This is a genomic window from Streptomyces rectiviolaceus, from assembly GCF_039533825.1.
Lineage (GTDB): Bacteria > Actinomycetota > Actinomycetes > Streptomycetales > Streptomycetaceae > Streptomyces > Streptomyces rectiviolaceus.
This window is the reverse complement of the sequence record NZ_BAAAUG010000040.1, coordinates 38,262-51,815: the sequence shown is the minus strand read 5'-3', so window position 1 is coordinate 51,815 and position 13,554 is coordinate 38,262. Positions and strand designations below refer to the sequence as shown.

Here is a 13,554-nt window from a genome sequence, read left to right as displayed (position 1 = left end):
GGCCCACCTCCCGGGGAAGGTGTCCTGCACGTGCGGATTGGCTTGGCCGAGCTGGTCGAGCTAGTCTTGCGGCTGGGTCAGATGAGTGAACGCGTCCAGGTTCCGCGTGGACTCGCCGCGCGACACCCGCCACGCGTACTCCTTGCGGATCGCCGATGCGAAACCCAGCTCCAGGAGCGTGTTGAAGGAGCCGTCCGCGTTCTCCAGGACCGAGCCGAGCAGGCGGTCCAGCTCTTCCGGGGTGACCGCCGAGAGCGGGAGCTTGCCGGTGAGGTAGATGTCTCCGAGGGAGTCGATCGCGTAACTCACGCCGTACAGGCGCAGGTTCCGCTCCAGGAGCCAGCGGTGGACCGCGTCGTGGTTCTCGTCGGGGTGCCGGATCACGAACGCCGTCAGGGACAGGGCGTGCTTGCCGATCCTGAGTGAGAGCGTCGTCGACAACTTGCGGGTGCCCGGGAGCGTCACCACGTAGGAGCCGCTCTGCGGGCTCTCCCACTCCAGCTCCGCGTCGTCCAGCGTCCGCTCGATGATCGCGATCGCCGCTGTGTCAGCCTGATCAGCCATGATGCGAGCGTACGCGACGCCTGTACTCATGCACCGCTGCCGTGTACACGTCCGCCGTGGCGGACGCCGCCGTGTCCCAGCCGAAGGATTCCGCGTGCCGCGCGGCCGCCTCTCCCATGCGGTCCACAAGGTGTGGGGTCTCGGCGAAATCGCGCAGCACGCGCGCGTAGTGCTCCGGTTCGTGGCCGTCGATCAGGAAGCCCGTCACCCCGTCGCGCACGGCGACCGGCAGACCGCCCACCGACGCCGCGAGGACCGGGGTGCCCGCCGCCTGTGCCTCTATGGCCACCAGGCCGAAGGACTCGCTGTACGAGGGCATCACCAGGACCGAGGCCGCCCTGAACCAGTCCGCGAGCTGCTCCTGGCCCACCGGCGGCTGGAAGCGGACCACGTCCGCGATGCCCAGCCTGGCGGCCAGCTTCTGCAGTCCTTCGGGCTTCGCGAGGCCGCTGCCGCTGGGGCCGCCCACCACGGGGACGACGATGTTCGAGCGGAGCTCGGGACGCTGGTCCAGGAGGACAGCGACCGCGCGGAGCAGGACGTCCGGCGCCTTGAGGGGCTGGATACGGCCGGCGAAGAGCGGGACGAGCGCGTCCTGCGGGAGGCCGAGGCGGTGCCGGGCCGCCGCGCGGCCGTCGGCGGGGCGGAAGCGGTCGAGGTTCACGCCGGGGTGCACGACGGCGACCTTGCCCGCGTCCGCTTCGTAGTGACGTACGAGCTCGTCGGCCTCTTCGGAGGTGTTGGCGATCAGGCGGTCGGCCGCCCGCACGATCTGCGTCTCGCCGATCACGCGCGCCGTCGGCTCCGGGGTGTCGCCGTCCGCGAGCGCCGCGTTCTTGACCTTGGCCATCGTGTGCATGGCGTGCACCAGCGGCACGCCCCAGCGCTCGGCGGCCAGCCAGCCGACGTGACCGCTGAGCCAGTAGTGCGAGTGGACCAGGTCGTAGTAGCCGGGGCGGTTGCCCGCCCACGCCTGCATCACGCCGTGGGTGAAGGCGCAGAGCTGGGCGGGCAGCTCCTCCTTCGCCAGGCCTTCGTACGGTCCCGCGTCCACATGACGTACGAGGACGCCCGGGGCGAGTTCGACGGCGGGCGGCAGCGCGCCTGTCGTCGAGCGCGTGAAGATCTCGACCTCGATGTTGATCGCCGCGAGGCGCTTGGCCAGCTCCACGATGTACACGTTCATGCCGCCCGCGTCGCCCGTGCCGGGCTGGTGCAGCGGGGACGTGTGCACGCTGAGCATGGCCACCCGGCGCGGACGCCGGTTTGTGCCGGGGAGCCGGAGCCTGCCGGGCGCCGCCGGCGAGCGACGACCGAGCCTGGTCACGTACTGGCTCACGTGGCGGTCCTCCTTGTGCGCGCGCGGGCATGGCTTAAGGGAGGGCGTGCACGGTCCTCCAGAGGGAGAACATCGGAAGGGGCGACTCCATTTCCTCTTTGCCAAATGATTACTGGATTCGGCTCAACCAATGACCGGGCGCATGATCGGGCACATGACTGGGCACATGATCGGGCGGAGCTCGGCGAGTCCCCCTGCCGCCGCGGCGCATACCCTTTCCCCCATGGCCTCCCGCACCCCTTCCCGCCCCGTGGGAACGGTGACGCGCGGGACCACCAACCCCAATCGCCTGCGCCGCATGGACCGCTGGATCGCCGCCGCGCACGGCGCCGAGCTGCGGCGTTCCACCGACCCCGTCGCCGTCGACCTCGGCTACGGCGCCGCCCCCTGGACGGCCGTCGAGCTGCTCGCCCGGCTCAGGACCGCCGCCCCGCACGCGCGCGTGGTCGGCGTCGAGATCGATCCGGCGCGGGTCGCGGCCGCGAAGCCGTACGAGCGGGAAGGCCTCACCTTCCGGCACGGCGGCTTCGAGGTCCCGCTGCCGGGCAGGCCCGCCCTGATCCGGGCCGCGAACGTGCTCCGGCAGTACGACGAGGAGCAGGTCGCCGCCGTGTGGGAGCGGCTGTGCGGGCGGCTCGCGCCCGGCGGGCTGCTCGTCGAGGGGACGTGCGACGAGATCGGGCGGCGGCACGTCTGGGTCGCGCTCGGACCCGAGGGGCCGCGCACGGTGACCTTCGCGACCCGCGTCGGATCGCTCGACCGGCCGTCCGACCTCGCCGAGCGCCTGCCCAAGGCGCTGATCCACCGGAACGTGCCGGGCGAGCCGGTGCACGCGTTCCTGCGCGACTTCGACCGGGCCTGGGCCGCCGCCGCGCCCTACGCCTCGTACGGCGCCCGGCAGCGGTGGATCAGGACGGTGCGGGCCCTGGCCGCGGACTGGCCGGTGGCGGACCGCCCCTCGCGGTGGCGGCAGGGCGAAGTGACGGTGCGGTGGGGAGCATTGGCGCCGCGTCAGGCGCAATAGGCGCGTCAGGTGCATCAAGCGCGTCAGGGGTGAACGCGCGGGGTGCCTACGGGTGAATTCGCGAGGCGACGACGGGTGAACTCCGCGTGCTGCGCGCCGCGAGGGGAACGATCTCCGAGTGCCGCTCGTCACATGGGGCGGGTGGGGATCGGAGTTGCCGTCGGGCTCTGTCGTATTGCGCGTCGGCGTGGCACCATCCCCTCGGCAACCGTAAGTTACTGACGGTAAATCAGCTTTGGGGGAGGCGGACGTGACCGGCAAGCGGAGTTCGACTGTGGCTGGCCTGGCGCTGATCTGCGCGACGGCGGTGCTCAGCGCACCGGGCGCGGCCCACGCGAGTCCGGCGAAGCCAACGCCCGGCAAGACCAAGTCCCTTGAGGACGTGCGCAAGGAGATCGAGAAGCTCTACCACGACGCGGGCGTCGCCACGGACGCGTACAACGCGGCGGAGGAGAAGAGCGAGAAGCAGTCCAAGCAGATCGTGAAGCTCGCGCGCTCCATCACCAAGGGCCAGCAGAAGCTGGACAAGCTCAAGTCCCGCGCGGGCGCCGCCGCCCGCGCCCAGTACCGCAGCGGCGGGGTGTCCTCCGAGGCCCGGCTGATGCTGAGCGACGACCCGCAGCAGTTCCTGGAGGGCGCAGGGCGGATGCGGGAGGGCCAGAAGGCCACCAAGGGCATGCTGACCGAGCTGGAGCGGACGCAGGAAGACCTGCGGATCTACGCCAAGGACGCCACCGCCCAGTGGAAGAAGCTCGAGGCCAACCGCAAGTCGAAGGCCGAGTCGAAGAAGAAGATCAAGAAGAAGATCGCGGACGTCGAGGCGATGGAGGCCAAGCTCGAGAAGAAGGAGCTTGAGCGGCTCCGGAAGCTCGAGGAGGAGGCCCAGCTCAAGAAGCAGTCGGCGTGGGTGAGTTCGGGCGTCCTGGAGGACATCAAGGGCAAGGCGACCGGGCCGGGCAAGAAGGCCGTCGAGTTCGCCACCGCGCAGCTCGGCAAGCCGTACGTCTGGGGCGCGGAGGGCCCGTCCTCGTACGACTGCTCCGGCCTCACGTCCAAGGCCTGGGCCGCCGCCGGCCAGGGAATTCCGCGTACGTCACAGGAGCAGTGGAAGCAGCTGCCGCGCATCGACATCAAGAACATGCGCCCCGGTGACCTGATCATTTATCACGCGGACGCCAGCCATGTCGGGATGTACGTGGGCGACGGCGCGATCGTGCACGCGCCGCGGCCTGGACGCGATGTCACCGTCGCGGGCGCGGGGTCGATGAAGATCCTCGGGGTCGTACGGCCCGACAAGTGACCGTTCCCGTACGGTGTGTCAGGTGAACGGCCGGTCTGTGCCGTACGTCATGTGACCCACCGCACCCCTCGGCCCGCCGCTCAACCCCTCAGGCGTGATGTTCGTCATTCCGGTGAGGACCTGTCGTGCCCAATTGCGGTCCTTGATGCGGCATATGACGGTGGCTGTTTTTCGTGCGCCATTCCAATCGGGGCGCGGCTAACGCTATGGTCCCCGTCGGTGGAGCGTTCGACCGTCGGTCCACCATGCCCTCGGGGGGAGGGAAGGAAACCAAAGCCATGCCCGTACCCATACCGCGGCAGAGGGCGATCCCGGCCGCGGAAGGCGGTCAGGCTCACGCTCTGCCGACACCGACGCCTGCACCCGCGCCGTCGCCCACGCCCGTACCCGCCTCCCTGGAGCCCGTACCCACGCTCAGGGACATGGACCAGCAGGCGAGCGGCCCCGGCCTCAGCCTCCTGGTGATCGAGGACGACCCGGTGGGCTCGCTGAGCGTCCCCCAGATGCTGGACTCCGCGGGCAAGCCCATCAGGGTCCGCACCGCCCGCAACCTCACCGAGGCCGAGCGGCTGCTCACCGACGACGTGCACTGCATCCTGCTCGACCTGGCCCTCACGGTCCCCACGGCCTCGGAAGAGGACGAGGACGAGCTCGCCACGCTCAAGCACGTCCTGCGCCTCGCGCCCCGGCACGCCGTCCTCGCGCTCACCGCGAGCGGCGACACCGAGGGCGGCGCGGAGGCCGTGCGGGTCGGCGCCCAGGACTATCTCTTCCGTGACGAGCTGGACGGGCGTCTCCTCAGCCGTGCCATCCGGTACGCCGTGGAGCGCAAGCGCGCGGACGCCGCCCAGCGCCAGCTCACGGAGTCGCGGCTTCGGGCCCAGGAGAACGCCCGGCTGGAGCGCGGCCTGCTGCCGACGCCGCTCCTGGACGGCTCACCGCTGCGGTTCGCCGCGCGCTACCGCCCGGGGCGTTCGCGGGCGCTGCTCGGCGGCGACTTCTACGACACGGTGCGCACGCCCGACGGCTCCGTGCACGTCATGATCGGCGATGTCTGCGGCCACGGCCCGGACGAGGCCGCGCTCGGCGTCGAGCTGCGCATCGCCTGGCGGACGCTGACCTTCGCGGGCCTGTGCGGCGACGAGCTGCTCTCCACACTGCAGAAGGTCCTGGAGCACGAGCGGGCCGACGACGAAATCTTCGCGACGCTCTGCACGGTCGACATCGCCCCGGACGGCCGCAGGGCCGGGCTCTGCCTGGCCGGTCACCCGTCCCCGCTGATCGCCCGCGACGGCCGCCTGGCCGAGCTGCTGCCGTACGAGAACAACGGTCCCGCGCTGGGGCTCCTGCCGAACGCCCGCTGGCCGCGCCGTCAGGTGGAGCTCGGCGCCAAGTGGAGCCTGATGCTCTACACGGACGGCCTGATCGAGGGCAGGATCGGCGAGGGCAACCAGCGTCTGGGCCAGGACGGCATGGTGGAGATGCTCCGCCGCCAGATCGCCGCGGGCCTGCGGGGCGACGAACTCCTCGAGGCCGCCGTCAACGAGGTGCGGGAGCTCAACGGCGGCGATCTGACCGACGATGTTGCCGTGCTGCTGCTCGACCGCGACCGGGACCGCTGAGCCCCTCTGACGGGGCCCGGCACCGCGCCGTACTTCTAGCGGCCGCCGTTGTACGGCCCGTACGGACCGTCGCTGCTTGAGCCGCCGCGGCGCCCGCCGCCACCCTTGCCGGTGATCTGCCGCAGCGCGGGCCGCACGTCCACCATGTAGACGATGGTCGCGATGAGCCCGATGATCGGCAGGAACGACAGGATGTTGAAGATCAGGTTCACGATGAAGGCGAGCCCGAGGATGATCAGCCAGAACGGCTTGGTCTTCTTGTCCGCCGCGCGATAGGCGTCCTCACGCCGAATGGCGGCGTCGACCAGCGCGAAGCCGCTGAAGACGATCAGCGCCAACGACAGCAGCCACATGAAGTTTGCGAACCCCTGCATCAGCACAACGTCCACCACCAGTCTCGGCTCTTGAAGCCACTACAAGCCATACAAGGCATCGAAGCTCTTGAGTACGCGGACACCGTACCCGCTACCGGGAGAACGGGCCGGGCACTCCGAGAGTGCCCGGCCCCTCCTCGTGACAACCGCCCTGCCGCGCGCCTACTTGGCGGGCGGCGTGGTCTTCTTCGCCGCGGGCTTGCGGGCCGGGGCCTTCTTGGGGGCGGGCTTCTTCGCCGTGTCGGCGGCGGCCTTCGGCTCGGAGGACTGCGACGTCCCCGAACCGGCGGAGGCCTGCTTCTCCTCGGCGTCCGGCTCGACGGCCACGGCAAGCTCGGTGATCTCCTCGGCGGCCTCGCCGCGCCAGACCTTCACGGCCTGCTCGCCGTGCTCGGCGACCTCTTCGTACTTCTCGCGCGCCTTCACCGCGTACTCGGCGGCCACGCCGACCGAGCTGAGGGCGAAGCCCTGGGCGCTCTCGCCCAGCTTCTTCAGGTCCGTGTCGAGCGTGCCGAGCAGCTCGGTGACCCTGGCCTGGAGCGTCTCCTGCGCCTCCTTGGCGCGGGCGACGGCCTTGTCCTGGACGGCCTTGGTGTCGGTGTTGCGCACGGCGTCGATACGGGCCGGCGCCTCGGCGATCAGCTGCTCGATGGCGCCCGGCACCTTCTTCGCCTGCTGGAACGCCAGGTCGGCGGTGCCGACGACGAAGTAGGCGGGGGTGGTGTCGGTGAGGGTGTTGCGCAGGTCGTCCTTGATGGCCATGGTGATGGTCCTCCCGGATTCGCGTTCAGCTTGAGGGATGGTCCTTGGAACCGGCATCACTGCCGTCGGCCGTGCGGGGGCCGTCAGCGGTGGCGTCCATGTCGTCCGCGACGTCCACGTACGAGGATTTGTCCGTGTACGCCGCGTCATCCGCGTACTCCGAGACCTCGAAGCCGTTCTCTTTTCTGAACGACTCGTAGATCTGCAACAGAACCTGCTTCTGCCGCTCGTTGATGGAGGGGTCGGCGAGGATGACGGCGCGCGTCTCCAGCTCGTCCCGCTCCTTCTCGTCGAGGATCCCGGCCCGGACATACAGCGTCTCGGCGGAGATCCGCAGCGCCTTGGCCACCTGTTGCAGCACTTCGGCGCTCGGCTTGCGCAGGCCGCGCTCGATCTGGCTCAGATACGGATTGGACACCCCGGCGGCGTCGGCGAGCTGCCTGAGCGAGAGCTGCGCGTTGCGCCGCTGCTCACGCAGATACTCACCGAGATTGCCGACGTTGAGTGATGCCATGCGTCGATACTGCACGCCCCTTGCTAACTATTGCAAGCGCCTGCTTGCAAAAGTGCGCTACGCCACTGAACACCCCGTCGAACACGCCGCGTTCGCGAGCGATCGGTAACCTGACCCGTGTGTCCGCGTCTCTCTCCGACCTCGTCCTGCTGCGCCGGGCCCGTGACCGCATGGACCGCGACTACGCGGAGCCCCTGGACGTCCCGGCCCTCGCCCGGGCCGCCCTCATGTCGTCGGGGCACTTCTCGCGCAGCTTCCGCGCCGCCTACGGAGAGACGCCGTACAGCTATCTCATGACCCGCAGGATCGAGCGTGCCAAGGCGCTGCTGCGGCGCGGCGACCTGTCGGTGACGGAGGTCTGCATGGAGGTGGGCTGTACGTCACTGGGGTCCTTCAGCTCGCGCTTCACCGAGCTGGTCGGCGAGAGCCCGAGCGCGTACCGGGCCCGCGACCACGGCGACAGCGCCGTCATCCCGGCCTGCATCGCCAAGATCCGCACCCGTCCGATCAGGAACGGAGAAGCGAAACCCCCGGCCGCTCCGTAGCGTGAAACGCATGGAAATCAACCTCGCACAGTGTTTCATCGCCGTCGACGACCACGACAAGGCGCTCGCCTTCTACCGCGACGCGCTCGGTCTCGAAGTACGCAATGACGTCGGCTTCGAGGGGATGCGCTGGGTGACCCTCGGCTCGCCGTCGCAGCCGGACGTCGAGATCGTCATCGAGCCGCCGCTCGCGGACCCGAACGCCTCCGACGCCGACCGGCAGGCCGTGGCCGAGCTGATGGCCAAGGGCCTGCTGCGCGGCGTCATCTTCCGGACCGATGACGTCGACGCCGCCTTCGAGCGGATCCGCGCCGCGGGCGGCGAGGTGCTCCAGGAGCCGATGGACCAGCCGTACGGCGTCCGCGACTGCGCCTTCCGTGACCCGGCGGGGAACATGCTGCGGTTCAACCAGCCTCGCAAGAAGTAGGGGCGCGGCTCCTACGGACGTGGTGCCTACGGGTGTGTCTCCCAGGAGCGCGGCTACACCACCCATGCCCCGTCACGCATGAGGAGCCTGCCGCGCAGCTCGTGCTCGCCGCGCCAGGCACGCACCGTTCGCGGTGTCACGCGCAGATACACGAAGGGGCCTTCCTCCTTGCGTGGGTCCCAGCCGAACTTGGCGGTGAACCCGTCCGCGGCGTCCTGCGGGACGTCGCGGGCCGGGAAGCACTCCGCCTCGCCGTGCACGAGCACCACGTCGGAGGTGTCAGGCAGCGCGAGGCGCACACGGGGCTCCTCGCGAGCGTTGCGTGCCGTCACGGAGGTCGCGCCGGTGCACATCCACAGCGCCTGCCCGTCCCACCTGAACCACAGGGGCACTTGGTGCGGGCCGTGCTCCGGATGAGCCGTCGACAGCCAAATGTCCCGTTCCCGGTCGAGGCGCTCCAGCGTCTCGCGCCTGCGCTCCGGGCCTTCACGTCGAGCGATCTCCGTGGTCTGCATGAACGCCGACCCTAGTCAGCGTCCTCGCAGGGCACATGAGGCGCTGGTCCTACGCCCGAGGACCGACACCGGCACCAGCACCGAACGCCCGCCGGTAGTCCCCCGGTGACACCCCCACCTGCTTGAGGAAGTGGTGACGGAGGTTGTTCGCCGTGCCGAGTCCGCTCAGTTCGGCGATCTTGTCGATCGGGGCGGCCGTCGATTCGAGCAGGCTCTGGGCACGGGCCAGGCGCTGGTTGAGCAGCCACTGGAGCGGGGTCGTGCCGGTGGCCGCCTGGAGACGGCGGTAGAGGGTGCGCGGGCTCATCGCCGCGCGGCGGGCCAGGTCGTCGACCGTCAGGGGCCGGTCAAGGCGGGCGCGCGCCCACTCGAGCACCGGGCCAAGGCCCTCGTCGTCCGTCGCCGGGACGGAGAGGTCAATGAACTGGGCCTGGCCGCCGGGGCGGTGGGCGGGCACGACCATGCGGCGGGCCAGCTGGTTGGCGACGTGCGCGCCCAGGTCGCGGCGGACCAGGTGCAGGCATAGGTCGAGACCGGCGCTCACGCCCGCGCTGGTCAGTACGTCGCCGTCGTCCACGTAGAGGACGGAGTCGTCGACCTCCACCTTCGGGTAGCGCGCCGCCAGTTGGGCCGTGTGCATCCAGTGCGCGGTGGCCCGGCGGCCGTCGAGCAGCCCCGCCTCGGCCAGCGCGAAGGCGCCGGTGCACAGGGAGACCATGCGGGCACCCGCGTCGTACGCGCGACGCAGCGTGCCTGCCAGGCCGTCCGGCAGCGGGCGGCCCTCCTCCACGCAGGCGTCCGGCACGGACGTGACGATGACCGTGTCCGCCCCGACGATGTCGTCCAGGCCGTGCGGCGTGCGCACCGTCAGGCCGGACTCGAAGCCGCCCGAGCCCTCGCCTTCGTACGCGCTGCACAGCCGGAAGTCGTACCAGTGGTCCGACAGGTCAGGCTGCGGCTTCCCGAACACCGTGCAGGGGATGCTCAGTTCGTACAGATCCCACGACGGGATCGCTATCTCCTCGGTCACGACCAACGCGACGGAACCAGCGCTCATGCGCCGAGCGTAAGCCGCGGCGGAAGCGTGGAGGGGCGAGCCAAGGCGTGGCAGGAATTTGGTGGGCGACGTCACCCCTGCCACTGTCCGGCGCCGCCGCCCGCTGCGAGCGTGGTCCGCATGAACTCAGAGACCGCAGAGAACAAGACCGACAAGACCACCAAGACCCCGGTCACCGTCATCGGCCTCGGCAACATGGGCTCCGCCCTCGCCGCCACCCTCCTGGAGAACGGCCACCCCACCACCGTCTGGAACCGTTCCGCAGCCAAGGCCAAGCCCCTCGTCGACCGGGGCGCCCGCCTGGCCGCCACCTCCGAAGAGGCAGTCGCCGCAAGCCCGTTGATCATCACCTGCGTGCTCGACCTCGACGCCTTGCACGCCGTCATGGATCCCATCGCCGGTTCCCTCGCCGGAAAGGACCTGGTCAACCTCACCTCCGGCTCACCGGAGCAAGCCGACGAGGCGGCGGCGTGGGCCGGTTCGCTGGGGCTCGGTCACCTCGACGGGGCGATCATGACCACGCCGCCGGGGGTCGGGAACCCGGAGATGATGTTCCTCTACAGCGGCTCCGCCCAGGTGTTCGAGGCGCACCGCCCCACCCTCGCCGCCCTGGGCGACCCGCTCTACCTGGGCCAGGAGCCGGGCCGTGCCGCGCTCTACGACGTCGCCCTGCTCGGCCTGATGTGGTCCACGTTCACCGGCTGGCTGCACGGCACAGCCCTGGTCGGCGCCGACGCGACCAAGGCCACCGACTTCACGCCCGTCGCCATCCGCTGGATGACGCACGCGGTGGCCGGCTTCCTGGACACCTACGCTCCCCAGGTGGACGCCGGGCGCTATCCGGGCGACGACGCCACCGTCGACGTACAGATCGCGACGATCGGACACCTCATCCACGCGGCGGCCGATCGCGGCGTCGACAACGCGCTGCCGGAACTCCTGAAGGCCACCATGGAGCGGGCTAGCGCCGCCGGGCACGGCTCCGACAGCTACGCGAGCGTGATCGAGGTCCTCCGAGGGGAACGGCGGGACACGCTTCGAGTGTGACCATTCGGCAACAACGGCGAAGAGAACCATGAACCCGGGCGCATGATGAAGCGTCTTCACGTGATGAAGCATCGTCACGTCCTTGGTGTCATGGGTTTTGGGGGGCCGTATGAACAAGCCGCTGCGCCACATAGCCGTCTTCTGCGGTGTGCTCACGCTCGCCCTGCTGCTGCGCGCGACCTGGGTCCAGTTCGCCGAGGGCGAGACGCTTGCGAAGCACGAGAAGAACCGGCGCGTCCAGATCGAGGCCTTCTCGCACCCCCGCGGCGACATCATCGTCGGCGGCAAGCCGATCACCGGCTCGAAGGAAGTCAGCGGCACCGACTTCAAGTACCAGCGGACCTTCAAGGAAGGCCCCATGTACGCGCCGGTCACCGGTTACTTCTCGCAGGCCCAGGGCGCGACCTTCCTGGAGGGCGTCGAGAACGACGTGCTCAGCGGCGACGACGACCGCCTCTTCATCCGCCGCACCCTGGACATGCTGACCGGCGAGAAGCGCCAGGGCGGCGACGTCATCACGACCATCGACCCCAAGGCCCAAAAGGCCGCCTATCAGGGCCTGGTGGACCTCGACGCCCGGGGCGCGGTCGTCGCGCTCGACCCGCGCTCCGGGAAGGTCCTCGCGATGGCGAGCACCCCCTCGTACGACCCCTCCGTATTCGCCGGGATCTCGGCGAAGGAGGGCAAGGAGTTCACGCGGCTCGGCAAGAACAAGGACAAGCCGCTCTCCAACCGGGCGCTCCGCGAGATCTATCCGCCCGGATCCACCTTCAAGATCCTCACCGCGGCGGCCGCCCTGGAGCACGGCGTGGTCGACGACATCGACAAGCCGACCGGCGCCAAGGCCCCCTACAAGCTGCCGCTCAGCTCCACCACGATCGGCAACGACGTGGCGGGCGCTCCCTGCGACAAGGCCTCGCTGAAGGTCGGCATGCAGTGGTCCTGCAACAACGTCTTCCTCGACACCGCGCTGAAGGTCGGCGACGACGACATGCGCGAGACGGCGGAGAAGTTCGGCTTCAACGAGCAACAGTTCATCCCCGTCCGCTCGTCCGCGAGCAGCTACCCCGACGACCTCGACAAGCCGCAGACCGCGCTGACCGGCATGGGCCAGGGCAGCCTGACCAGTACGCCGCTGCAGATGGCGATGGTCGCGGCGGGCCTCGCCAACGACGGCAAGCTGATGAAGCCGTACATGGTCGAGGAGCTGCGCGGCCCTGACCTCTCGACGATCGAGAAGGGCAGCCCGCAGGTCCTGAACCAGGCCGTCTCCGAGGACACCGCGGGCAAGGTGCAGGAGATGATGGAGCACACCGTCGAGAAGGGCACGGCGAACAAGGCGCGGATCGACGGTGTCACGGTCGGCGGCAAGACCGGCACCGCCCAGCACGGCTCGAACGTCAACGACGAGCGTCCGTACGCCTGGTTCGTCTCCTACGCCAAGCAGGACGACGGCTCGTCACCGGTCGCGGTCGCCGTGTTCGTCGACCCGAAGGACATGAACATCCCCCGCTCGGAGATCGCCGGCGGAAAGCTGGGGGCGCCGATCGCGAAGGCGGTCATGGAAGCGGTCCTCAACGACTGAGAGCGCGTCGGTGCTCGGCAGTTCAGCCCTCCAGGAGCTGCCCCGCGAGCCGCTCGATGCGGGCATGCCAGGCGGCGAGCGCCTCGTCCGTGGCCGCCGGGCTGTCGAAGGGCCCGGTCTGGGTGAGGACGAGCCGGGTGCCGTAGCCCGTCCCCTCGCCGAACTCCCAGCGCACCTCGCCCTTGGGATGCACGGCGTACGTGAGCGACGCCGGGGCCCGCAGCGCGGTGACCGGCCCCGCGGAGACGCCGTCCGCCAGGAACCCGTCGGGTGCCGTGTCGCCCTCCAACGGGATCTCGTCCGCGCAGAGTTCGGCCCACACCGCGTCCGCGGACCGCACCAGCTGACGCTCGAAGCGGATGCCGTCGTCGGTCACCTGCCCGTGGCCCAGGTCGAACTGCTCCAGATACGCCTCGTGCAGCTCGCCCGCGTCCCGGCTCACCTCGGCCTCCCCGCCGTCGAGGAACTGCCCGAGCGCCGAGATGCACAGCTGCCAGCCCGCGGCGAAGCTCGGGGCGCCGAAGCGGTCGCCGAAGGTGTGGACGAGGGTGAGGAGCGAGCCCCGGCCGTCGGGGCCGTCCGGGGTGATCTCCCAGCGCAGGTGGTCGTCGCCCCAGCTGAAGGCGAAGAGGCGGGGCTCGTCGGCGTCGGTGACCTCGCCGGTCATGCCGGGGCCCTCGTCGCCGGGGAAGTGAAAGCCCATCGCACCGCCGGGCCGCAGCTCAAGGGTCACCTCGGAGGGGAACCACTGGGCGAGGTGCTCGGGCCGCGTGATGGCGGCCCAGACCTTGGCGGGCGGGTGCGCGAGGCGGCGCTCCATGCGCAGGGCGTTCCGGCCGCCGGCGGGGCTGAGGGTGTCGGAGTGCGGATTCATGAGGA

General features: G+C 70.2%; 15 protein-coding genes. 7 read left to right on the top strand and 8 right to left on the bottom strand.

Features of this window, described 5'->3' with window-relative positions:
• Window positions 1-60: 60 nt before the first annotated feature.
• Window positions 61-564 (bottom strand): type III secretion system chaperone family protein, encoded by a 504-nt coding sequence (locus ABD378_RS13715; protein ID WP_344520998.1) that lies wholly within the window; start codon window positions 562-564, stop codon window positions 61-63.
• A complete protein-coding gene (mshA, locus tag ABD378_RS13710; RefSeq protein ID WP_344520997.1) occupies window positions 557-1,903 on the bottom strand; it encodes a D-inositol-3-phosphate glycosyltransferase in 1,347 nt (448 codons plus the stop codon). Before mshA ends, ABD378_RS13715 begins: the two co-directional genes overlap by 8 nt.
• A gap of 223 nt (window positions 1,904-2,126) precedes the next feature.
• On the opposite strand from mshA, the gene ABD378_RS13705 reads away from it, so the two are divergent.
• The 3 genes from ABD378_RS13705 to ABD378_RS13695 all read left to right on the top strand — a co-directional run bounded on the left by ABD378_RS13705 (window position 2,127) and on the right by ABD378_RS13695 (window position 5,849).
• Window positions 2,127-2,927, top strand: a complete 801-nt coding sequence (locus ABD378_RS13705; protein ID WP_344520996.1) for a class I SAM-dependent methyltransferase — start codon at window positions 2,127-2,129, stop codon at window positions 2,925-2,927.
• 250 nt (window positions 2,928-3,177) lie between these two features.
• Window positions 3,178-4,227 carry a C40 family peptidase gene (locus tag ABD378_RS13700; RefSeq protein WP_344520995.1) on the top strand — a complete coding sequence of 350 codons (1,050 nt, stop codon included), beginning with the start codon at window positions 3,178-3,180 and terminating at the stop codon, window positions 4,225-4,227.
• A 422-nt stretch (window positions 4,228-4,649) separates the two neighbouring features.
• Entirely contained in the window at window positions 4,650-5,849 is a 1,200-nt protein-coding gene (locus tag ABD378_RS13695; RefSeq protein WP_425583839.1) for a PP2C family protein-serine/threonine phosphatase, read from the top strand.
• 35 nt (window positions 5,850-5,884) lie between these two features.
• On the opposite strand, the gene ABD378_RS13690 is transcribed toward ABD378_RS13695, so the two are convergent.
• The 3 genes from ABD378_RS13690 to ABD378_RS13680 form a co-directional block, all read right to left on the bottom strand.
• Window positions 5,885-6,223 carry a DUF2516 family protein gene (locus ABD378_RS13690; RefSeq protein ID WP_344520993.1) on the bottom strand — a complete coding sequence of 113 codons (339 nt, stop codon included), beginning with the start codon at window positions 6,221-6,223 and terminating at the stop codon, window positions 5,885-5,887.
• A 162-nt stretch (window positions 6,224-6,385) separates the two neighbouring features.
• A complete protein-coding gene (locus ABD378_RS13685; protein ID WP_344520991.1) occupies window positions 6,386-6,985 on the bottom strand; it encodes a hypothetical protein in 600 nt (199 codons plus the stop codon).
• Window positions 6,986-7,010: 25 nt separating this feature from the next.
• Window positions 7,011-7,499, bottom strand: a complete 489-nt coding sequence (locus ABD378_RS13680; RefSeq protein WP_344520990.1) for a helix-turn-helix domain-containing protein — start codon at window positions 7,497-7,499, stop codon at window positions 7,011-7,013.
• Between the two features lie 170 nt (window positions 7,500-7,669).
• Between ABD378_RS13680 and ABD378_RS13675 the strand changes: the two genes are divergently transcribed.
• Window positions 7,670-8,044 (top strand): helix-turn-helix transcriptional regulator, encoded by a 375-nt coding sequence (locus ABD378_RS13675; protein WP_344521017.1) that lies wholly within the window; start codon window positions 7,670-7,672, stop codon window positions 8,042-8,044.
• 10 nt (window positions 8,045-8,054) lie between these two features.
• The gene (locus tag ABD378_RS13670; RefSeq protein WP_344520989.1) at window positions 8,055-8,471 is read left to right on the top strand and encodes a VOC family protein; all 417 of its coding nucleotides are present in this window, start codon (window positions 8,055-8,057) and stop codon (window positions 8,469-8,471) included.
• A gap of 53 nt (window positions 8,472-8,524) precedes the next feature.
• On the opposite strand, the gene ABD378_RS13665 is transcribed toward ABD378_RS13670, so the two are convergent.
• Together ABD378_RS13665 and ABD378_RS13660 are read right to left on the bottom strand one after the other, a co-directional pair.
• On the bottom strand, window positions 8,525-8,986 hold the full coding sequence (locus ABD378_RS13665) for a pyridoxamine 5'-phosphate oxidase family protein (protein ID WP_344520988.1): 462 nt from the start codon (window positions 8,984-8,986) through the stop codon (window positions 8,525-8,527).
• Between the two features lie 49 nt (window positions 8,987-9,035).
• Entirely contained in the window at window positions 9,036-10,022 is a 987-nt protein-coding gene (locus tag ABD378_RS13660) for a GlxA family transcriptional regulator (protein WP_425583840.1), read from the bottom strand.
• Between the two features lie 141 nt (window positions 10,023-10,163).
• On the opposite strand from ABD378_RS13660, the gene ABD378_RS13655 reads away from it, so the two are divergent.
• Both ABD378_RS13655 and ABD378_RS13650 read left to right on the top strand, forming a co-directional pair.
• A complete protein-coding gene (locus tag ABD378_RS13655) occupies window positions 10,164-11,090 on the top strand; it encodes an NAD(P)-dependent oxidoreductase (protein ID WP_344520986.1) in 927 nt (308 codons plus the stop codon).
• A 109-nt stretch (window positions 11,091-11,199) separates the two neighbouring features.
• Window positions 11,200-12,675 carry a peptidoglycan D,D-transpeptidase FtsI family protein gene (locus tag ABD378_RS13650; RefSeq protein WP_344520985.1) on the top strand — a complete coding sequence of 492 codons (1,476 nt, stop codon included), beginning with the start codon at window positions 11,200-11,202 and terminating at the stop codon, window positions 12,673-12,675.
• 22 nt (window positions 12,676-12,697) lie between these two features.
• Here the strand turns inward: ABD378_RS13650 and ABD378_RS13645 are convergent, their stop codons facing one another.
• Window positions 12,698-13,549 carry an SRPBCC family protein gene (locus ABD378_RS13645; protein ID WP_344520984.1) on the bottom strand — a complete coding sequence of 284 codons (852 nt, stop codon included), beginning with the start codon at window positions 13,547-13,549 and terminating at the stop codon, window positions 12,698-12,700.
• Between the last annotated feature and the right edge of the window lie 5 nt (window positions 13,550-13,554).